General features: G+C 46.3%; 19 protein-coding genes. 13 read left to right on the plus strand and 6 right to left on the minus strand.

What is annotated here, in order from left to right; genetic code table 11:
• The first annotated feature begins 102 nt into the window (after positions 1-102).
• Positions 103-276, plus strand: a complete 174-nt coding sequence (locus tag AC3WTJ_RS05320) for a hypothetical protein (RefSeq protein WP_164819698.1) — start codon at positions 103-105, stop codon at positions 274-276.
• A 162-nt stretch (positions 277-438) separates the two neighbouring features.
• Here AC3WTJ_RS05320 and AC3WTJ_RS05325 read toward each other — a convergent pair whose 3' ends face one another.
• Positions 439-1,059, minus strand: coding sequence for a cysteine hydrolase family protein (locus AC3WTJ_RS05325; RefSeq protein ID WP_157322432.1), 621 nt, complete (start codon positions 1,057-1,059; stop codon positions 439-441).
• A 163-nt stretch (positions 1,060-1,222) separates the two neighbouring features.
• Complete coding sequence (locus tag AC3WTJ_RS05330; protein ID WP_492520897.1) at positions 1,223-2,008, minus strand: class I SAM-dependent methyltransferase; 786 nt, start codon at positions 2,006-2,008, stop codon at positions 1,223-1,225.
• Positions 2,009-2,110: 102 nt separating this feature from the next.
• Here AC3WTJ_RS05330 and AC3WTJ_RS05335 point away from each other — a divergent pair, with 102 nt between their 5' ends.
• The 10 genes from AC3WTJ_RS05335 to AC3WTJ_RS05380 all read left to right on the plus strand — a co-directional run bounded on the left by AC3WTJ_RS05335 (position 2,111) and on the right by AC3WTJ_RS05380 (position 12,869).
• Positions 2,111-2,680: a DJ-1/PfpI family protein gene (locus AC3WTJ_RS05335; RefSeq protein ID WP_492520898.1), complete on the plus strand. Its 570-nt coding sequence runs from the start codon at positions 2,111-2,113 to the stop codon at positions 2,678-2,680.
• A 338-nt stretch (positions 2,681-3,018) separates the two neighbouring features.
• Positions 3,019-3,822: a uroporphyrinogen-III synthase gene (locus AC3WTJ_RS05340; RefSeq protein WP_492520899.1), complete on the plus strand. Its 804-nt coding sequence runs from the start codon at positions 3,019-3,021 to the stop codon at positions 3,820-3,822.
• Between the two features lie 122 nt (positions 3,823-3,944).
• Complete coding sequence (locus AC3WTJ_RS05345; protein WP_315955497.1) at positions 3,945-4,271, plus strand: ArsR/SmtB family transcription factor; 327 nt, start codon at positions 3,945-3,947, stop codon at positions 4,269-4,271.
• Positions 4,272-4,322: 51 nt separating this feature from the next.
• Positions 4,323-4,835, plus strand: coding sequence for an SRPBCC domain-containing protein (locus AC3WTJ_RS05350; protein ID WP_127456344.1), 513 nt, complete (start codon positions 4,323-4,325; stop codon positions 4,833-4,835).
• Between the two features lie 723 nt (positions 4,836-5,558).
• On the plus strand, positions 5,559-6,188 hold the full coding sequence (locus AC3WTJ_RS05355; protein WP_492520900.1) for a LysE family translocator: 630 nt from the start codon (positions 5,559-5,561) through the stop codon (positions 6,186-6,188).
• Positions 6,189-6,266: 78 nt separating this feature from the next.
• Complete coding sequence (locus tag AC3WTJ_RS05360; protein ID WP_492520901.1) at positions 6,267-7,526, plus strand: FAD-binding protein; 1,260 nt, start codon at positions 6,267-6,269, stop codon at positions 7,524-7,526.
• Positions 7,527-7,601: 75 nt separating this feature from the next.
• Positions 7,602-8,363, plus strand: a complete 762-nt coding sequence (locus AC3WTJ_RS05365; RefSeq protein WP_492520902.1) for an IclR family transcriptional regulator — start codon at positions 7,602-7,604, stop codon at positions 8,361-8,363.
• A gap of 87 nt (positions 8,364-8,450) precedes the next feature.
• On the plus strand, positions 8,451-9,332 hold the full coding sequence (locus tag AC3WTJ_RS05370) for a fumarylacetoacetate hydrolase family protein (protein WP_492520903.1): 882 nt from the start codon (positions 8,451-8,453) through the stop codon (positions 9,330-9,332).
• 40 nt (positions 9,333-9,372) lie between these two features.
• Positions 9,373-10,842: an alpha-ketoglutaric semialdehyde dehydrogenase GucD gene (gucD, locus tag AC3WTJ_RS05375; protein WP_492520904.1), complete on the plus strand. Its 1,470-nt coding sequence runs from the start codon at positions 9,373-9,375 to the stop codon at positions 10,840-10,842.
• A gap of 38 nt (positions 10,843-10,880) precedes the next feature.
• Positions 10,881-12,869, plus strand: a complete 1,989-nt coding sequence (locus AC3WTJ_RS05380) for a YjhG/YagF family D-xylonate dehydratase (RefSeq protein WP_492520905.1) — start codon at positions 10,881-10,883, stop codon at positions 12,867-12,869.
• A gap of 76 nt (positions 12,870-12,945) precedes the next feature.
• Here AC3WTJ_RS05380 and AC3WTJ_RS05385 read toward each other — a convergent pair whose 3' ends face one another.
• From AC3WTJ_RS05385 to AC3WTJ_RS05400, 4 genes are all read right to left on the minus strand, one after another.
• Entirely contained in the window at positions 12,946-14,061 is a 1,116-nt protein-coding gene (locus AC3WTJ_RS05385) for a GerAB/ArcD/ProY family transporter (RefSeq protein WP_492520906.1), read from the minus strand.
• Between the two features lie 307 nt (positions 14,062-14,368).
• On the minus strand, positions 14,369-15,520 hold the full coding sequence (locus AC3WTJ_RS05390; protein WP_492520907.1) for a Ger(x)C family spore germination protein: 1,152 nt from the start codon (positions 15,518-15,520) through the stop codon (positions 14,369-14,371).
• Between the two features lie 28 nt (positions 15,521-15,548).
• Positions 15,549-17,102 carry a spore germination protein gene (locus tag AC3WTJ_RS05395; protein ID WP_492520908.1) on the minus strand — a complete coding sequence of 518 codons (1,554 nt, stop codon included), beginning with the start codon at positions 17,100-17,102 and terminating at the stop codon, positions 15,549-15,551.
• 181 nt (positions 17,103-17,283) lie between these two features.
• On the minus strand, positions 17,284-18,951 hold the full coding sequence (locus AC3WTJ_RS05400) for a GMC oxidoreductase (protein ID WP_492520909.1): 1,668 nt from the start codon (positions 18,949-18,951) through the stop codon (positions 17,284-17,286).
• 124 nt (positions 18,952-19,075) lie between these two features.
• Here AC3WTJ_RS05400 and AC3WTJ_RS05405 point away from each other — a divergent pair, with 124 nt between their 5' ends.
• Both AC3WTJ_RS05405 and AC3WTJ_RS05410 read left to right on the plus strand, forming a co-directional pair.
• Entirely contained in the window at positions 19,076-19,795 is a 720-nt protein-coding gene (locus AC3WTJ_RS05405) for a ThuA domain-containing protein (RefSeq protein ID WP_492520984.1), read from the plus strand.
• A gap of 67 nt (positions 19,796-19,862) precedes the next feature.
• Complete coding sequence (locus AC3WTJ_RS05410) at positions 19,863-21,521, plus strand: GMC oxidoreductase (RefSeq protein ID WP_492520910.1); 1,659 nt, start codon at positions 19,863-19,865, stop codon at positions 21,519-21,521.
• Positions 21,522-21,537: the final 16 nt, after the last annotated feature.

Below are 21,537 nucleotides of genomic sequence, written 5' to 3' on the forward strand. Positions count from 1 at the left end.
ATATCAGATCGCGCCGTAGCGCGCCAAAAGACCGGGAATATTTATCAATACCCTTGGCAACGGTTTTAGAGTAAAATAAAGCTTGTTGAAAGGTGGAATGTTATGCAAAAGAGAATGCGTAAAGCCGTTTTGTTGGGTTTAGCAGGCGGAATTAGTTGGGCGGCGGTGAACTACTCTTTAGATAAACATATCAGTGTCAGCTTCGTCGGAGGAGCATCTTGGTTTCTTTTCACTATTGTAGTATCTTTTTTTTCGCAAAAAATTAACCAAAGCTAAATTGAAAAAATGTAACACAATTGAAATCTTATATTCATCTGGTTTTAATGAAACAAGCCTATAATAAAAGTCGACCCCCCTTTAAAATATAAAACTTTAGACCCGCAGCCCGTTGCTGTGGGTCTCTTTTTTTGCATTATGCGGTTCACATTTTAGACTAACCTATAATTGCGAAATTGCTTGTTGTGTTGACCACGTAGCACTACTGAATGCCTGATAGTTGGTCAGCGCGGCCTGAAAAGCCTGTTCACTTATCGTAGCAGTGGCATCATAAACAACAGCGGTTTGGAAGCCGTTTTCGATCAAATCACGCATATGCGACTCAACGCAAATATTCGAAAGGATTCCTGCCAGAATGATCTTTTCTTTCCGGTGCTGACGCAGTTGGTAGACTAGATCATTGCTTTGCGGGCTGGCTACCTTATGGGCTGTTGTTATGACGGTTCGACTAGATAATATGTAAGGTTTAAGTGAGGGGACCCAGTCAGCGCCGACCGAAGTATAGTCATGTTGTTTTTGAAAGACACCGAGTTTTAATAACATTTCTTGTTCAGCACCCGTGAATTGCCAATTGTAATCATGCGGATAGATATAATGGGGCGAGATAAAAAGCTGGTATCCTTTGCTCATCGCAGTATGCATGAGAATTTCCAGGTTCCCTAGTGTATTGTATTGCTCAATCAAGCTTTTAGTTAAATGGTAGCCCTTGCCTCCAGGGGAAAGAAAGTCGTTTTGCGGGTCCGTAATGACAATGGCTGTATTGGCGGGATGAGGTTTGAACATGTATGTTCCTCCAAATCACATTGAAATATGAGGATTCGTCTCGTCTATTATCCCCATGAATATATGAAGGGAAGCCTGGTCATATTCCGCTAGAAAAGTGTGGTAAACTATGGTTAAAAAGAATAAGCAGCCAAAGTAGATTGGCTGCCTGTCTATTGCTATTTTACAATGGTTTGCTGAGCACAGCCCGCCACTCGTCAATTTCGAGGTATTGAAGTTTGCCATTTTCGATGTGAACGGAAAAATAATCTTGAATCGCTTGATCTGCGCCGGTAATAAATTGCTCAACCGACTTCGCTTGTTCTTCGTTCTCGGCGGTACGAATGACCCATGCAGGGAACTTATGTGGTTTGCGATTCATAACGGAAATCTCCACTTGTAAGCCTGCTTTTTCGGCAAGGGCTTGCCACTCGGGGACGGTTAGGCACCGAACATGGCTCGTATCGCGCATAGCTTCAAATGTATTCATAAACTGATCAAGTGCTTCGTCAGAAGGAGCTACGTTATCGATGAGAACCAGTTTGCCGCCCGGTTTGAGTACACGTGCCGCTTCAAGAAGGAATAAGTGCGGATTAGGAAAGTGATGGGCAGCTATGCGGCAGGTGACCGCATCAAATGAACGATCGAGAAAAGGCAGCTCTTCGGCATCGGCTACAACAAAAAGGACATTATCACACTGCGCCTGCTTCAAGTGATCAGCGGCAACAGAGAGCATAGGGCGCGTTAGGTCGGTAGCGACGACCTGCCGGACATGAGCAGACAGCTTTTTGGCTACGTGGCCTCCGCCCGTTGCAATATCCAGCACGTTCCAAGTATTTTCCAAGGGCAGCCAAGTAAGTAGCAGTTCGAGATCATCACCCTTTGCATGATTCTCGCTTGTCACGTACTTGCTGGCATGTTTGCCGAACTGCTGCTGGACATGTTGTTTGATGGTACTTTCATTTTCCATAAGAAACACCTCCGAAATAATTATTTCACTAGATGAAACTCAGTATCACATTACGGAACTCATACTTATTTTATCACAATAATAGCTGAGGTGGTATCCACGATGGGGAAAATAATTTGTTTTATCTCTGATGAATTTGCGGATTTTGAGATTACCCTGGCGCTCCATAAAATTAGAAATGTAGGGAAGAAGGAAGTTTTGACAGTGGCATATAGCGATAAAGCTATCGTCAGTGAATCCGGTTTAACCTATAGGCCTGATTTGATTTTCCATGAAGCGATGGCGCTGAACGATATCGAAGGACTTCTTATCCCCGGTGGCCCGATTCGAAAACAGCAGCAAGAGCTAACCGATTTTATCATCAAACTCGATCAAGAAGGCAAGATGCTTGCCGCTATTTGTAACGGGCCACAATATCTTGGGAGAGCCGGTCTGCTGCATCATCGCAGCTTCACGACATCATGCTCCGTAGAGAGTATCAATCATTTGAATGTGGAAGACCCGTTTCCGCGGGACAATTATGTAGATAAGCGAGTGGTTCGAGATGGGCATGTCCTCACAGCCAAAGGCCGCGCTTTCGTCGACTTTTCTTTTGAAATATTCGATTATCTTGGCATTTATGCCAACGCGAATGAAAAGAGAGAGCTATATAGAGATATCATGGACAAATGACTTGGCCTATGCCGTCTGTCTTATTTTTAAAAGAATCAATGTCCGCGTGAATGGAAATCCGGTCTCCTTTGTTTTCACTACGCCCCCTTTACTTTTTCCAGTTAACCAGGTCAAGCCTTTCAATTCTCCTTCACTTAGAAAGCCAATCCCCATGAATAATTTAGAGGTACTATAAGGAATAAGAATTTTCATTTATAGATAAGCGGCGATACAAGCGGAACTCTGGGAAGATCAGAAGCCTGGTTTGTGGATGGTTCATAAAATTTTGAATTGGTTGATGAATTCAGCGGCTAATTTCTATATACTTTTCATAGTAAGATAGGGGGAATTGGAGAGAGATGGATAAATTATCGGGTAAAAAGATCGTTATTGCGGGATCCAGAAAAACAGAGGAAATGAGTTTGCTCATTCAAAAACAGGGTGGAATACCCGTCGTTCGTCCCTTGCAGGGCTTCATTTATTTGGATGAGTCGGCCATAGAGAAAGAATTGCTCTTTTGCGCAAATAACCAAGTGGATTGGTTTGTATTCACTACGGGAGTTGGCACAGAAACGCTGCTTGACGCTGCTGAAAAGTTAGGTGTTGCTTCCACGCTGCTGCAAAAAATGAAAGATGCGAATGTTGCCGCGCGCGGATATAAGACAATCAATTTACTTAAGAAGTTAGAGATAAAACCAACCGTCATTGATGAAGATGGGACGATCCAAGGTTTAATTAACCGTCTGGATGATTGCGATTTCGCGAATCAAACGGTCGTCGTGCAACTGCACGGGGAACCACAGCCCGCTTTGATTCAATTCTTGGAGGAGCGGGGGGCCGCAGTCGTTCAGCTTTTGCCTTATCGACATATTGAACCGGAATCCGCCGTACTTGAAACGTTGTGCCACGAACTTACAACAGGTTCGATTGATGCGGTATGTTTCACCACTGCCGTGCAAGTGAGATATTTGTTCGAATATACGAGACGACAAGGAATTAGTGATGCCGTGAGACAAGCTTTTTCCACCCAGATAAAAGCAGTTGCAGTCGGCAAAGTAACCGCCGAGGCTTTGAGAGATGAAGGGCTGAATGAGGTCATTGTGCCTGAAACGGAACGAATGGGAGCTATGATTATTGAATTAGTAAAGGATTACAGCAAGTAATTATTAATATTCCTTTACAGGAATATTCCTTATGTGGTATATTCGGTTTAGTAAGTGATGCTTCCATGACTCACACGAACCGAAGGCCCCGTATACTTACAGCAAGAGAACGGATGATGATAATGGATATTAACGTCATGAGTGCCTTAGCAGAACCAACCCGCATGCAAATGGTGGAGCTTTTGCGCGAATGCCCGCTGACCGTAGGGGAAATCGCCGAACGGCTGCAGCTGAGGCAGCCACAAGCTTCCAAGCATTTGCGTGTTCTCAGCGAGGCCGGCATTGTGGAAGCCGAGGTGGATGCGAATCGCCGAATCTACAGACTGCGGCCGGATCCTTTTCGAGAACTCGACAAATGGCTGGAGAGCTACCGCGTCATCTGGGAGCAGCGCTTCGACCGCCTGGATGACTATTTGCAGAAGCTGCAGGGTAAGGACACCAAGAATTGAACGGCAACAGAATGATTGTGATCCATCAAAAATATCGAGGAGGAAGTTATAATGGCGGATCAACTGGTATCCAAGGTAGAGGATAAGGTATTAATTTTGGAGCGCGAATTCAAAGCCCCTCGCGAGCTGGTATTTCAGGCTTTCACACAAGCGGAACATCTGAAACATTGGTGGGGACCTAGAGGATGGACGGTTCCGGTATGTCATGTTGATTTTCGCGTAGGCGGGGTATGGCATTATTGCATGAAGTGCGAAGATAAGAACCAGGGCGACTTCTATGGCATGGAATCATGGGGCAAAGCTGTGTATCGGGAAATCGTCGTACCTGAGAAGATCGTGTACGTGGATTTCTTCTCCGATGCTGAAGGCAACGAAGCGCCAAATATGCCGTCAACGATCGTGACACTGGAATTCATCGAGACCGAGAACGGGACGAAAGTCATTAACCGCGGAGAATATGCTTCAGCAGAAGGTTTGCAGCAAGTAATGGATATGGGCATGCTGCAAGGTATCACAGAAACTTGGGACAGACTGGGCGAACATTTGGAGTCGGTTCAGGCGTAATAGTTCAGATAAAAAGAGGGTATCCTTCAGTCATTATAGTGACCGAGGGACACCCTCTTTTATTTATGATGGAGGCTGTTTTTAGATGGACATGCCTCCCGATAGTTCGTTAACGAGTTTCACAAACTCCAACGACAAGCCCTCCCCCACAAACTCCAACAACAAGCCCCGAGTTACCTCGAGTCCCTGTCTAAACAAGTTGCATCCTAAGGACTAGCTCGGGATTTGCGCCGTTCGAAAACCTTACGGACCGAGCGGCACTTATTCGGAGAAAATGGGTCATTTTAAAATTATAACGGACTCCACAGAAGCTATTCCCATGATTAGCATGAGATTTGGCTGTCATTTGATCAATTAACGACTCTGGAGTCCGTTAAATTTGCGAAGAGGGCCATTTATCGAAAATAACGGCTCTGTGGTCCGTTAGCTCTCCAAGCGCCGCGGCACTGTCGCTGTTACGCTCACCACAAGCGATTGCTAGCGAATCATGGACGCAAGTGGCCTCACAGTCGCATGACAGCGGCCGCATGGAGATAATCTCGATGCGTTGGGTAAGCTTAAAGCAGTAATCGCTAGCGGACTGTAGTTCCGCCAAGTTGGCCAGACAGCCAACTGAAATGGACCGTCAGGAGAAGCCTCCAGGCGGTTTTATTTTATGGATATACATCGAAATTGAATTGTGATACGATATTCTGAATTTATCTATCCATAGGAGGGACGCCTTTGATTAGTCTTACTACATTAGTTGCGTTTGGAATTGTATCGCTGGGGATGGTATGCTCGCCCGGACCCAACATGATTTACCTGATCTCGCGTTCGATATCACAAGGTCGCAAAGCCGGCATTATCTCTTTAATGGGCGTTGTGCTCGGATTTCTCGTTTATCTGATTGCCTCTATGGTGGGACTGATCGCTATATTCAATACGGTGCCGATCATCTACACGGCCATGAAGTGGGCGGGAGCGGCTTACCTGCTTTGGCTCGCATGGAAAGCAATAAAACCCGGCTCCGCCTCACTGCTTGAACCCATCGCGCTCCCGATTGAGAAGCCAAGCAAATTGTTCCTGATGGGTTTCATCACCAATTTGCTTAACCCCAAAATCGCCGTATTGTACATCTCGCTTCTTCCGCAATTTCAAGATCCAAATCAAGGCTCCTTGCTGGCGCAAAGTGCGACGCTAGGATTGACGCAAATCGTAATCAGCTTTGCAGTGAATCTGTTAATCGTGCTCACTGCAAGTAAAATTGCCGGCTGGTTCGGCAAACGCCCGACATGGCTTAAAGCACAGCGATGGCTTATGTCCGGAGTGCTCGCTGGGCTTGCCGTGAAGCTGGCGATCCAGCGCCGGTAATTTCTCTCCTAAGCAAGGAATTATGATCGCTGTAGCGAATGTTTAAAGCGAACGTTTAATTCGAAGGAGCGTGAACAGATGAAAAACAATTTGAATTGGGCTGGAAACTACCGGTACAGCGCTACAGAGCTGCATACTCCCGTAAAAGTAGAAGAGGTCCAAGAATTAGTGGCTAGAAGTAAACAAATCAAGGTGCTTGGCACACGGCATTCGTTTAATAGCATTGCCGATTGTACCGAAAGTTTGCTTTCGCTTCAAAACCTGAATCGCGTAGTGGCATTAGATACCGTTCGCAACAAGGTAACGATTGAAGCAGGAGTCCGTTATGGTGAGTTAGGTGAGTACCTACATAAACATGGTTACGCGATCCACAATTTGGCATCCCTGCCGCATATCACCGTTGCGGGTGCCTGTGCAACCGCATCGCACGGTTCTGGCGATCGGAATAGCAACCTTGCTAGTATTGTTGATTCGATAGAGGTGGTTCAGGCGAACGGAGAACTGGCCGTATTCTCTCGCGAACAACAAAATATCGAAGGCGCTGTTGTTGGACTAGGAGGACTTGGCGTCGTCACGCAAATGACGCTGGATGTGATCCCGGCTTTTGAAATTAGCCAGCATGTCTATGACAATCTGCCTTTTGAGCAGCTGGAGACGCACTTTGATGATATTTTTTCCCATGCCTATAGTGTAAGTCTATTTACCGATTGGAAGAGTGCGACGATTAATCAAGTTTGGCTAAAAAAGAAAGTGACAGATTCTGCTTCAACTCAGGCAGAAGCTGAATTTTATGGCACCAAATTGGCAGACTCGCCACGGCATCCGGTACCGGGACACACGGGGGAGAATTGCAGTGAGCAAATGGGGATTCCGGGACCAGCGCACGAAAGATTGCCTCACTTCCGCATGGATTTCACGCCGAGCGCCGGAGAAGAGCTGCAAAGCGAGTATTTCGTGCCACGTGAAGCCGCTTATCAGGCCTTGTGTGCGATTAATGAAATCCGGGAGCAAATTGCTCCGCTTCTGTATATCTCTGAAGTTCGTTCTATCGCAAAAGATCTTTTGTGGATGAGTCCTAATTATAAACAGGATTCGGTTGGCATTCATTTCACTTGGAAGCCGAATTGGGAAGCCGTGAAGCAAGTTCTGCCGGTCATTGAAAAGCAGCTTGCACCATTTCAGGCTCGTCCGCATTGGGCGAAATTGTTCACGATGCAGCCTGCAGTTTTGAAATCCTTATATGAGAAACTGCCGGATTTCCAGGATCTGCTCCTTCGTTATGATCCGCAAGGGAAGTTTAGAAATGACTTCTTAAACACGTATGTATTAGGCGAATAAAATCTGCGATAAGAAGTTCATCTTGCTTGAATGGGCGATTAGGATTATTATGGATGTGTAGATAGAGGTGAAACCATGCCTATAATTCAAGCGCTGGACAGAGCATTGAAGATTATGGATTTATTCGACGAGTACACGACAGAGTTAAAAATCACAGAAATCAGCGCAAGAATGGAGCTTCACAAAAGCACGGTTCACTCCTTGTTGAAAACGCTTCAGATGCACGGTTACATCAATCAGGATGTAGAGACCGGGAAGTACAAGCTGGGACTTAAGCTTTTGGAAAAAGGACAGCTGATGCTGCAAAGCTTGGACATCCGTACTGCAGCCCGTAAGCACTTGGTTGCTTTGTCGGAACAGACCGGGCAAACAACTCATCTTGTTATTCTTGATGGGAAAGAAGGCGTGTATCTGGATAAAGTCGAAGGGGAAAAAGCTGCGATTCGTTATTCCCGAATTGGGCGCAGAATTTCACTTCACAGCAGTGCGGTAGGCAAGGTACTGACAGCTTTTAGAACGAAGGATGAGATCGATGCGCTCCTGCGAAATTACCAATTCTCCAAGATTACAGACGTGACGATTACGGGAAAAGACGCTTTCGTTAACGAGCTTAATCAGGTAAGAGAGCAGGGTTATTCCATTGACAACCAGGAGAACGAACCTGGCGTTCGGTGTGCAGCGGCACCTATTTTCGAGCATAATGGCTCGATTGTAGCAGCAATCAGTATTTCAACTTTACTCTCAACGGTAGATGATTCATTGTTTAAGGCGTATATTGCTCTTCTTAAAAGGGAGGCAGAAGCCATTTCGCTAACCCTGGGATTTCGGCACGTTTGATCAAGCATGTCGAGTCCAGGCATTTTTTTCATCTGTATTATAGAACACAGTTTTATAATATAAAACAAATTAGAGGAGTGAGTTACAATGAGAATTATCCGTTATGCAAAAGAAGGGTCTACACAGCTTGCTGCCGTCAATGATCATGATCAAGTCTATCTACTTCCGCAAAGCGATTTTTTGGCATTGATTCATGAAGCTGATGCTCTGGGGGTAACACCGCTGGCATTGGTTCTCAAAACGATTGAAGGCAATGAAGCGTTAGTGGATCAAATCGAGCAACTTCAGCTTCTCGTTCCTATTGAGGCGCCGGAAGTGTGGGCTGCCGGGGTTACCTATGAGCGAAGTCGTGATGCGCGCAATTATGAAGCAACGGAAGGCAGACTGGATGCTTCCACTTTTTACGATAAAGTGTATGATGCTGTGCGTCCGGAAATCTTTTTCAAGTCAACCGCAGCGCGAACAGTAGGTCCTGGCGGCGAAGTGCAGCTTCGAAGCGATTCCGTATGGCAGGTGCCAGAACCGGAGTTAGGACTTGTTCTTAACGCGAAGGGGAACATCGTCGGCTACACCATTGGCAACGATATGAGCTGCCGGGATATCGAAGGCGAGAATCCGCTTTATTTGCCGCAAGCCAAAGTGTGGAAGCGTTCGTGCTCGCTAGGACCCGCAATTCGCTTAGCCGAAACAGTAGAAGACCCGTATAACTTGCAGATTACAAGCCTAATTTATCGGGACGGGGAAAAAGCAGTCGAGGGAACGGCGAGTACCGGTCAACTCAAACGCAAACTTGAGGAACTGACGGAATATTTGATCCGGGATAATGAGCTGTTTGAAGGTACCGTATTGCTGACGGGAACGTGTATTGTCCCTCCTAACGAATTTACGCTCGCTCATGGCGACAGAATTGAGATTGAGATTTCAGGTATCGGGACACTTGTTAATCATGTCGTAAGTGCTGGCCGCTAATTGTACCTTATAAAAAACATATCTTGTAGGAGGATTAATCATGACAACCAAATTCGTCGGCGGACAAACGTATTTGAATTACATCAATGGTGAATGGCAGGCATCTGGTAACGGGCAAACCGCACCGAGCATCAATCCGGCTAAAAAAAGCGAAGTCGTTGGCTACGTCCAATCGTCGTCATTGGAGGATTTAAATCAGGCGGTGGCGTCCGCCAAATCGGCACAGCAAGGTTGGAGAAAGCTGTCGGGAGCGGCCAGAGGCGACTATCTGTTTAAAGCAGCCAATGTGCTTGAGAGCCGCATTAATGAAATTGCGGAAAGCATGACACGTGAAATGGGCAAAACGCTGCCGGAAGCCAAAGGGGAAACGGCAAGGGGCGTAGCCATCTTGCGCTATTACGCCGGTGAAGGCATGCGGAAAATCGGCGATGTCATCCCCTCGTCAGATAGCGAAGCGCTGATGTTTACGACCCGTGCACCGCTTGGCGTTGTCGGTGTGATTTCGCCTTGGAATTTTCCAGTGGCTATTCCGATCTGGAAGATGGCGCCAGCCTTAATCTACGGCAATGCCGTTGTGCTGAAGCCTGCTCAGGAGACGGCCGTGACGGCTGCCAAAATCGTGGAATGCTTCGCAGAAGCGGGACTTCCAGCGGGTGTTTTGAATTTGGTAACCGGCAGCGGAGCCGTTATTGGGCAAGGTCTTGCGGAGCATCCGGATGTGAACGGAATTACGTTTACGGGCTCCAATCAAGTTGGCAAACGGGTGGGCCAAGCGGCACTTGCCAGAGGAGCGAAATATCAGCTCGAGATGGGCGGGAAAAATCCGATCCTTATCGCTGCGGATGCGGATCTTGATTTAGCGGTTGACGCGACGATCAGCGGAGGCATACGTTCGACAGGCCAGAAGTGTACGGCGACAAGCCGTGTCATTGTGATGAGCGAGGTCTATGAAGCTTTTAAAGAGAAGCTGCTGAGCAAATTACAAGGATTAACCGTAGGTCACGGTCTGGATGCCGGAACATGGCTAGGACCTTGCGCAAACGAAAATCAGCTGAAAACGGTGCAATCCTACATTCAAAAAGGGATTGAAGAAGGAGCTGAGCTGCTGTTCGGCGGTTCATCCCCGGATCATCCGGATCTGGCCGAAGGCTTTTATATACAGCCAACCGTCTTCGATAAAGTAACGCCGGAAATGGCGATTGCCCGGGAAGAAATCTTCGGACCCGTTCTTGCGCTTATTCAGGTCGAATCCATGGAACAAGCCATTCAAGTGGCGAATGATTCGGATTTTGGCTTGAGCGCTTCCATATATACGCAAAATATCGGCAATATTCTATCGTTTATCCAAGATATGGATGCCGGTTTGGTGAGAATTAACTCCGAAACTGCCGGCGTGGAGCTGCAGGCACCGTTCGGCGGTATGAAACAGTCCAGCTCTCACTCGCGTGAGCAAGGGCAGGCGGCTATTGAATTTTTCACCTCGATAAAAACTGTATTTCTCAAAGCGTAGCTCTTGGTTATGAAGCTGATTCGGAAGGGTGAAGGTTGATGACTGAGCAGTTAAAATCGATTATGGCTAATGAAAATAACGATTTATATACCATCCATACGCATGCACAAGGCCCAAAAGGCTCATTGCCGTTAACGAAAGAGATGTTATTGAACGCTCCTAGCGGAGAGTTGTTCGGTCTGACCCAAAATGTGGGGATGGGGTGGAAGCCGTCTCGCCTAAAGGGGAAGCAGTACCTTTTGCTGAGCACGCAAGGCGGTATTCGTAAGGAGGACGGCAGTCCCGTAGCTCTTGGCTATCATACCGGCCACTGGGAAGTTGGCCTTTTGACACAGGCGGCTGCCGAAGTGATTACAGAAAGCGGCGGGGTTCCTTTCGCCGGTTATGTGAGCGACCCTTGCGACGGCAGGTCCCAGGGAACGGAAGGGATGTTTGATTCTCTTCCTTATCGGAATGATGCAGCGATCGTTTTCCGGCGTCTTATCCGCTCGTTGCCGACACGCAAAGGCGTTCTCGGTGTGGCAACCTGCGATAAAGGACTGCCGGCGATGATGATTGCGCTGGCCGGGATGCATGAGCTTCCATGCGTGATCGTGCCTGGGGGCGTAACTTTGCCTCCAACGGAGGGTGAGGATGCCGGGAAAATCCAAACCATTGGCGCAAGGTACGCGAATGGGGAACTCAGCCTGGAAGACGCTGCGGATCTCGGCTGCCGGGCTTGCGCTACACCGGGCGGGGGCTGCCAATTCCTTGGAACAGCTGCTACTTCGCAGGTTATTGCAGAGGCAATGGGGATGACAGTACCGCATGCTGCGCTTGCTCCATCCGGACAGCCCGTATGGGAAGAGATGGCCAGGCAATCGGCACGCGCTATGATGACGCTGGAGGAGAAAGGCATTCGGATGAAGGATATTTTGACGGAAGCGTCCATCCACAATGCCATGGTCGTTCATGCGGCTTTCGGAGGATCGACAAACCTGCTGCTGCATATTCCGGCAGTCGCCCATGCGGCAGGACTGCCGGTTCCGACAGTTCAGGACTGGATACGTGTGAATAAGCAAGTGCCAAGACTTGTCAGCGTTTTGCCGAACGGTCCGGAATATCATCCGACTGTGAGGGTGTTTTTGGCTGGCGGGGTGCCGGAAGTGATGCTGCATCTTCGCCGTCTTGGCGTACTGAAAGAAGAGGCGTTGACCGTAACGGGGGAAACGCTGGGGACTGTCCTGGATTGGTGGGAGTCGAGCGAACGTCGCCGCAAAATGCGGAGCCTTCTCATGGAAATGGACGGCATTGATCCCGATCAGGTTATTATGAGTCCGGAACGCGCCAAAGAAAGAGGATTAACCTCAACGGTCACGTTCCCAATGGGGAATTTGGCGCCGGAAGGATCGGTCATTAAATCAACGGCGATCGACCCGACAACCGTCGGAGAAGATGGCGTTTACCGGCATCGGGGTAAGGCGAAAGTGTTTACCTCGGAGAAAGCGGCAATTCAGGCCATTAAGAATGGCGGCATTCAAGCCGGCGATATTATGGCGTTAATCGGGCGTGGACCATCGGGTACGGGGATGGAAGAGACGTATCAATTAACCTCGGCGCTAAAACATCTGCCCTTCGGCAAATACGTGTCGCTAATTACCGATGCGCGGTTTTCGGGCGTGTCCACAGGTGCCTGTATCGGGCATGTGGGACCTGAGGCGCTGGCCGGCGGTCCGATTGGGAAGCTGCGGGATGGAGATACCATCGATATCGTAGTGGATCGCAACAGCTTGGAAGGCACGATTCATTTTCTAGGTGCCGGTGATGAAGGGCTTACGCCTGATGAAGGAGCGCTTGTGCTTGCAGCCCGCGATCCTCATCCTGAGCTCGCCGCAGATCCGAAGCTTCCGGATGATACGCGATTATGGGCAGCTTTGCAGGCTGTCAGCGGGGGGACATGGGCAGGAAGCGTTTATGACGTCGAGCGGATTATCGCTGTTTTGGAAGCAGGCAAAAAAGCTTTGGCTAACGCTGAGCGTAATGTGTAGAACGGATAGATCGGATAAAGCAGTTCTGTTGATGATTTCAACAGGGCTGTTTTTTGTGCTATCGGTTTTTGGGTTATCAACTCGTTGTAGAAGCGTTCTTCCATTTGCTCTTTACGAGATAGACGATCATAACAAGCAAGACAGGCAGAAAATATCCGAAGGTCCCCCATAAAGGATGAATAACAGATATCATTTTAGCCCAGTAGGCTTCTCCTCTTGCGTAGATATTGAATGTTAGAAAACAACAAATGGCACACAATGGAAGGATTAGCAAACGGTCATCTTGTAATTTGAGTAAATGGGTAAATGTGAGGTTTAAGACAAATAAAACGATAGTTCCTTTCATGTAGGAAGCTACAATTAATGAAATTCCAATAAGTGACTCAATCCTCTGGATGATATCGTAAAGCTCTATGGTTCGAGCTAATTGAAACATCGAAAATCGCCGATCCGCGGCTATTGGGCCATATGTCATCAATGTACATAAAGTGACAGTAACCAAACAAAGGCCATTCATGACAAGCGCAATAAATAATCCACTCATCAATCGTTTACTTTGTTTATTGGCTACAAATGGGAGTAACATGCTAAAGAGGAAAATTTCAACATAAGGAAAGCCAAATGAAAAGTAGGCGCCAAGTAATACGGGTTTAATCCCATAAGGCATTACAGGTACTAGGTGCGAGGGTACGTAATTTATACTGGCAAGTATTAAAATGATGAACACATAGACCATAACCATCGCAGTAAGGAAAACAAACATACGTGCTATCACTTCTATCCCCATTCGTACCGTTGCGTAAATCACAAGAAAAATTAGGGTATTAAATGCGTAGATGGGTGTCTCCCGCATCATGGTAGTGGTCATAAAAATCCCTATATCTAATACAATGCCGGAAGCCATATGAAACTGAAAGGAGATAAATGGGATAGCCAGCAGATAGGTCATCCATTTTCCTACCGTTTCACGGCTGTATTCTATAAAAGTAAGATTTGGAAATTTATTATGCATGTATAAGATGCAACTTAAGCAAAGAAGGCTAATGGAGCATGAGATTAGAAGGGATATCCAGGATCCGTTGCGTGCAAACATGATTAAGGGCTGAGGTATATTAATAATGGAAGATCCTGTTAAAAATATAAAAAAGACCACAGACAATTGGCCCGCGCTAATCTGTTCTTGCAATTTCATTACGTTCCCGCCTTTTCATCTGATAGAGGTTCACTAATGAGGGGCTGCATTTAAGTAGTCAACGATTCGTTGGGCTGGAACTCCAAATACGAATTCAGCGATATCGTACAAATATAGCCATTTTAATTCAAAAATATAATTGGCTCCAAGATAGAACGAAAATAAGATCAGGAAGAAATAAATCTTGATCTCCACAGGCGGCCTTTTTACTATTCGAGGCCATTCAAATAGCAGGAAAGGGACGTATACAATTAATACTATAATTAGTTTTATTAGCATCATTGTAATTGTCCTTTCTGAGATTGTCTTATTTAGCCAGAGGCATGCCGCCGCTCATTCCCGTATTCGTAATCGACACTTCGACATGGATATTAAAACGAATATCGGCGAAATGGCTCCCCCAATTTTCTTTCCATTCGAACCATAAGCGGGGATTTTGTGCAAAAACTTTATCACCGATGCCGATGGCATCTAGCTTACTTGATTGCAGGTGATGAATAACGGTAAGTAATTCTTTTTTTACTTGCTGGCTGATTCGTTCCTTAAAGACTTGTTCCTCTTCTTCCGTGCTGAGCGTGGTGCAGTTTAGTTCCCCCACAGCTCCTTTCAGTTTAGTTGTGACATTTACGGTTACTTCACTATTCTTAAATGATGTCTGGAGTTTGGTATTTTCTTGAGATACTTCGAATGATTCCTTCATGGTATTGTCGTTCTTTTTGCATGCGGAAGTGATTATACTACTTTTAAATTTACGGTTAAGCATAAGAAATGCATTAATTTCTTTGGGCGGGAGGATTTCGACCAGCTTTCCATTCTGAATTAATGCGACCCCAGCAACGCTTGGGACATTTCCGTGAACTTTATCTATCGTCAGATAGGGGATTTTGGCTATACCGGTTTCACTTTTCATTTGGATATGCGTGTCCAACATGGTCGCTTTTAATGTCTTTCCTGTAAACGTGTAGGAACCTTCATCTGCCGAGTGTAACTGCTGTCCAATCGTATATTCAATATAAGGCTTAAGATGCAAGAACTCCTCGGATCTTCCTTTCGTTATAAGAAGGTCATTGGTAGGTCTTGGTTCATGATCGCGTCTAAATAAGTCAAGGACAACAGCTATATTCATCTTTCTCACAACCTCATCGCTGACCAGTATGACACGCATGTGATCCCACTTGGCCTTGCGTCCGAGGTGGAGTGTAATATCGCGGATGGCATCAAATACATTCTCGCCCTCAGTCTTAATGGTGAAAGAGGACTTGGGAATATTTGGCTTCATCATTCCGCCGGCTCCGCTCGGCTTATAGAAAAGTGTAGTTAGCTCAACTTGACCTTTATTTGACAGATCAATAGCCACAGCTTGTACAAAGGAGTATTCAATCAGTTCTGCTTTGTTCCAGCACCCAGTTAAAGAAAATAAAAACAATCCAGATAATGTGAGCACGATTAGCTTTCTCATTGTTATTTCCTTCTTTCTGTGGCGGCGGTCACTTTCTAGGCGATCTATGCATATGCCTGTTTCGCGGAGAGCGGAGCAGAATTTTCAAAGGGAAACGTAAGAAACCGTCTTTTAATTGTTCAACCCGCAAAGGAGCCCATGGAGCTAGATAAGGTTGACCCAACGAGCGTAAACTCACTAAATGCAGAAAAATAAACAGGAAACCAATCATGAATCCAAACCCGCCGAGTGTAGCCGCCAGAAGCATTAAGGGGAATCTCAGGATTCGCAATGCGATGGCCATATTATAATTAGGTAAGGAAAATGATGCGATTCCTGTCAGTGCAACGATAATCACCATAATGGGTGAAGCAATTTTGGCTTCAATCGCAGCTTGTCCGATGACGAGCGCTCCGACGATGCTTACGGCAGATCCTACAGGTCTTGGCAGTCGTATTCCGGCTTCACGCATGATTTCAAAGAAGAATTCCATTAATAACGCTTCGATAAAAGCAGGAAAGGGAATCCCTTCGCGTGTATCGATAATGGCTAGCAGAAGCACAGTTGGAATTAGTTCGGAATGAAACGTTGAAATAGCAATATACAGACTTGGCAGCGTAAGTGCCATGATAAAAGCAGAAAGTCTAAGAAGCCGGATGAGTGAAGTATAGAGGGAACGAATATAATAGTCCTCACTTGAACTAAAGAATTCAACAAAGAGGCCTGGGCAGATCATGATGGAGGGAGAACCCGAAGTAAGGACAATGATCTTACCATCAAGAAGTGCTGCAACAGCTGTATCCGTTCGTTCTGTATGCCGATATTGAGGAAAAGGAGAATACGTGGAGTCCTCGATCAATTCCTCAATATAAGCAACTTCTAAAATCTCTTCCTGAATCGCTTTATCAAATCTGATTTTAAATAAAGTTAATGTTTCTGGATTTACGGCGCCTTCCAAATAGCCAACGGCAACCTCCGTATGTGTTTCTCCACTCGCAACAAACTTTTGGATTTTGAATTTAGCGCTTTTTAATCTGTTTCGCAACATCCCCAAGTTTACCCTCAGATTCTCAACCGTTGCTTCTTGGGGTCCTCGAACTACGGGTTCGTTTAAAGGTTCGCTTATTTGCCTTGCATCGATAGAAAGCGCGTTAAAGCTGAGTGCTTTATCCCATTGATCAAAAAAAATCAGGACGTGGCCATTTAAGATGTAATCTTCTATGCTCGTTAACTGAGTAATTAATCTCATACTTTTTGTAGTGACGCCATGGTGTTCGAAAAAGGAAAAGGCATCCCCGAGCTCAGAATCTGCTTCAACTTCGATATCATGAAAGACAAGATCCTCGAGAATATCTTTAAAATAGTTTAATTCTTTGTCATTAATGAGTGAGTCGCAATAAACAATAAGAGCCGCGTTCGCTAAATCAGGCCCGAAATTTTTGGCAAGGTAAATAATATCGGAACAATTGGCAAGCCGTCTCTCTAACCAAGCTTGATTCTCTGCCAATTGAAAGGACAAGGGAGCTGGGTCAGAATTGGACGGAACGACATGATTGTCGGATACCGGTGGTTTATTTTTTTTGAATAATTTTAGTAGATCCATAGTTCGGTTTCCTTCTGAACAGGTATATGGTTACTTAGTATTCCAAGAAGAAGGAAAATTATGTGATTTATTGAGTTAGCTCCTCTAGGATTAAGGTAGGGGACAGTCATTGCTTTTTTGGTTTAGGCATACACTGGGGGTAAAGGAAAGGACGAAAAAAAACGAATTGCTCGAGTCTATGTCATCGTATTTGCTTGCAGATGTAATCAGCAGTTCGAATCGCTAAAGCTACTGTCGTCAATGTTGGATTCACCGCTCCCATGGAAGGAAGAACACTGTTGTCAGCGATGTAAAGACCAGAGATGCCATGAATTTGACCATATTGATTTGTGGCTGATGTAGAGGGATCATCACCCATTCGGCATGTTCCTGCTTCGTGGTTATCCCCGCCAGGCGACATTAAGCAGATTGCTTGTGTGCCATTCAATGTGGCAAGTCGAAGCTGCATGGCTGTGGAAGCCCTTTCGATAGCTTTGTACATTTGGCGCATAATAACATCGTCTTGCGGGCTGTATGAAAAATTGACCTGTATGTCCGGAACGCCATAACGGTCCTTTCGGGTTGGGTCGATATAGACCTTGTTCTCATATCGGGCTTCAACCCTGCCGGAAGCACCGAAAAAGCTGATATGCCAATCATCTTTGACTGGTTTTTTCTCGTAATGATAGTTAAAGAATTGTTCAGGGCCTTGGAGCTGAAGCTGATACGGATGACCAACAGATTCGGTGATAATAATGCCCAATGCACCTAGAGGTTCATAGAAACCTAATGTGCTGACATTGGCTGTGGCAATCAAGTACGAATGATTGATTAAGTAATGTCCGATTGCCTTCCCAGGTATTTTAGAGTTAAGCAGAATGCGCGGTGTCTGCAGGGCACTGGCTGAAAGAATGACATGATTTGCTTTTATGAAATATGAGCGCATATCCGGGGTGATCACCCGTACGCCGATGGTTTTTCCTCCTTCCGTTACAACTTCCGTCACATTGCTATTAACGGCCAAGTCAAAGGAGCGATGACTTAATGCTTTGGCCAAAAAAACGATCGAGCTGAAAAACACATTAGCATGCAGCTTCCCGTACCGCGTTTCATCAAGATCAGCAGCGATAGGAATATCGTCAGCTGTGTGGAATCCGTTATCCCGCAGCCGCTGGAGAAGGATTTGTGTGATAGATGAACCTTTCGTATAGGCAGTTGTTACGTTCATAACCTCTTCAGCGATATTGTAATAAGTCTCCATTTCTTCAAGGGGAACAGGCCAGTTTGCCAATTCAAATGCGGCCATGCGAGGAGAGATCGCTCCCCACAACAAGGTTCTTCCGCCGAGCGCATAAACGAGCTTCATGCCAGGAAATTGCGGAAGTCTGTTCCCGATCGGATCCATTATTTCAGGTGGCGCATACAATCTGAAATTATCTCCGTTAATTGTAGCAATATTTGCTGCATGGGTGGGTAGGGAGAGATCTCCTTTTTCAAGAATACCAATCCGCTTTCCCTCATGCTCCAACTGTTGGCTTAAGCGCCAGAGTGCAGCGCCTCCACCGGCGCCAGATCCAACAACAAGAACATCGTATTCCGTTGCAGCCATTTGCTCGATGGGCGTAAGCGGAATCCAATTCGGCATAAAGTATTGCTCGTGAACTGGAGGACAGAAAGCGGCATTGATTCGATGGGTACTGTTCCATTCACTTGTGCCAGATAGGTTGATATGTAAACCGGCAAGGTCCATAAAGGGATTGGTTACGTGTGGATTGCTCGCGAGTAATTGTTCCAGTGTAATTTGAAACTGGCTGGACAATGTAGTTAAGGTATCACCGCGGTCAGCTACATAAATTTTCAATGAAGTCACATCCTTCAATAACAATTCATTTCAATATATGATTGACGCTGAAATGTTTATGTCGCAAGTTGAATACTTAAGCTGGAGGGGGCTCTTAGTGAGAACATTAATTGGAAACGGATGGATGTATGGAATGGAACCGGTCCGCGTAACGATCTGGAATGAATTTATCCACGAGAGAACGGACCCTAAGATCGCTTCTGTTTACCCTCATGGTATTCATCATACAATTGCACAGGGGATTGCGGAGTATGGATTTCAGATTCGAACCGCTACCCTGGAAGAGAAAGAGCATGGACTGAGCGAGAAGGTACTTAATTCCACTGATGTGCTAATTTGGTGGGGGCATCTAGCGCACGATCAGGTGGCTGAGGAAGTTGTCACACGCATTCAAAGAAGAGTATTGCAGGGAATGGGTTTGATTGTACTTCACTCCGGACATCGATCCAAAATATTTCAGCGATTAATGGGAACCACTTGTGACTTAAAATGGCGAGAAGATGCGAAAAGGGAACTACTCTGGGTAGTCAATCCTGCCCATCCGATTACACAAGGCATCGGTGAGTATATTGATCTCAAGCCGGAGGAAATGTACGGGGAGTTTTTTGACATACCAGCGCCGGAAGAGCTTATATTTATAAGCTGGTTTGAAGGTGGTGAAGTGTTTCGAAGCGGGTGCGCCTACACGCGCGGTCTTGGGAAAATATTTTATTTCAGACCCGGACACGAAGCATATCCAACCTATTATCACAAGCAAGTTTTGAGGGTAATCGCTAACAGTGTGCGTTGGGCGGCATCCGCTCATGGAGCGGCGCCGACTTTCGGTAACACTGCGCCATTCGTAACGTTTTGATAACTAGTTCAAAGGACATCTTGAAACGTCAGGTTACACGATTAGGCCGGATGGAGAGTGAAAGGCTTTGAGAATATGGGTCGCGAACACACGGGAAACACTTAGAGTTATTGCGGTGAAAAACGCTATACCCCTTGAAGAGCTCATTGTATTCAATCCGCATATTCCCCATCCGGATCTAGACATTACCGGCATTTCGGTCTATCTTCCTTCCGAAACGGCATTGAGAACTTCAAAGGTTGGTTCGGTTCATTCCTTGCCGATTTGTCCAGTTGAACCAACAGAAACGCTGAACAATTGGATTCCCCTTACGCCTTTATCTGAGATGGCTCAGCAGGAATATGATGTTCTCATCATTGGCACAGGGGCCGGCGGAGGATCTGTGCTCTGGAGACTCTGCGAACAATGGAGGAAGGAAAAGAAGCGAATTGGCATCATTGAACGGGGGGATCAGGTCATCCCGACGCATGCTCGCAACCTGTCGACGTTAAACCAAGATCGTCTTGTTGCTTATTTTAGTTATTTATCCAAGCCGCTGCCTGGCGCTTTGCCTGAATATCCGGGGGCCAGGCAGCTTTTCGCGTTAGGTGGCAGAACGTTATTCTGGTATGCATTTACTCCCCGGTTACATGAATGGGACCTGGCGAAGTGGCCAATACCTATCCATGAGATGGAAAGCTATTATGGTATTGCCGAGCAAGTCATGAATGTCACAAATGCCTTCGCTGAAGGAGCATCGTTCACGGAAATTTTACTGGAGAGGTTATGGTTGCGCGGTTATTCAAAAGCAAGCCCTCTTCCAATTGCAGCTGATATTGTTCCTCAGTCTCTCGGGCAAATCCATACCGATATGTTCACGAGTTCCATTTCCTTACTTGCCAGAGCTCTGAACCAGAGGCCGTTCGATTTGGCGATTAACGCACGCGCCACAAAGATTCTTCATGATAATGGAAAAGTAACAGGCGTTACGGTCGTTTCACCGGATAAAACCGCTTATACCCTAAAAGCCAAAACCGTTGTTTTGAGCGCGAGTACTTTCGAAACGCCGCGACTGCTCTTGCATTCGGGATTTCAGCACCCGGCATTGGGACACTTTCTAACGAATCAAACTTTCGTGCAAGCGACAGGATTAATATCAACTGCTGATTTTCCTATTCCTTGGGGGCCGTTGAATATTATGATACCGCAGAAACCGGATACACTTTATTCCGTGTTAATGACAGGCCCCGAAGCCTTCTACTGGTATCCGGTTAGCGTTGAAAGACCTTTATCTAATGAAACCACGGTCAACTTCTATGGGTACGGCAAAGTCGAACCGAGATTTGACAATCGGATAACACTAAATCCGGACAAAATTGATGACTACGGCGTTCCTGAAATCAAAGTGCATTTTTCCTTGAGCGAGGCTGATTGGGGCGTCGTTGGCCAAATGACGGAAGGGATAAAGCGCATTGCCAAAGACACAGGCATACGTTTGGTCACCAAGAACGGGAGGCCTCCCATTTGCATGACTCCTCTCGGTGATCTGCATCATGACTCAGGCACGTGCCGAATCGGAGACGATCCCAATACTTCCGTAGCAAATCCATACGGTCAAATTCATGGCGTCACTGGCCTCTATGTGGCCGATAATAGCGCATTGCCTTACATCGGAGCTGAGAATCAAACCTTGACGACGGTCGCGCTTGCAATTCGTACAGCTGATCAAATTGCTAGACAAGGATGAAAACTAGCTGCGATTT

Source organism: Paenibacillus sp. FW101-FHT12H11, assembly GCF_058790355.1.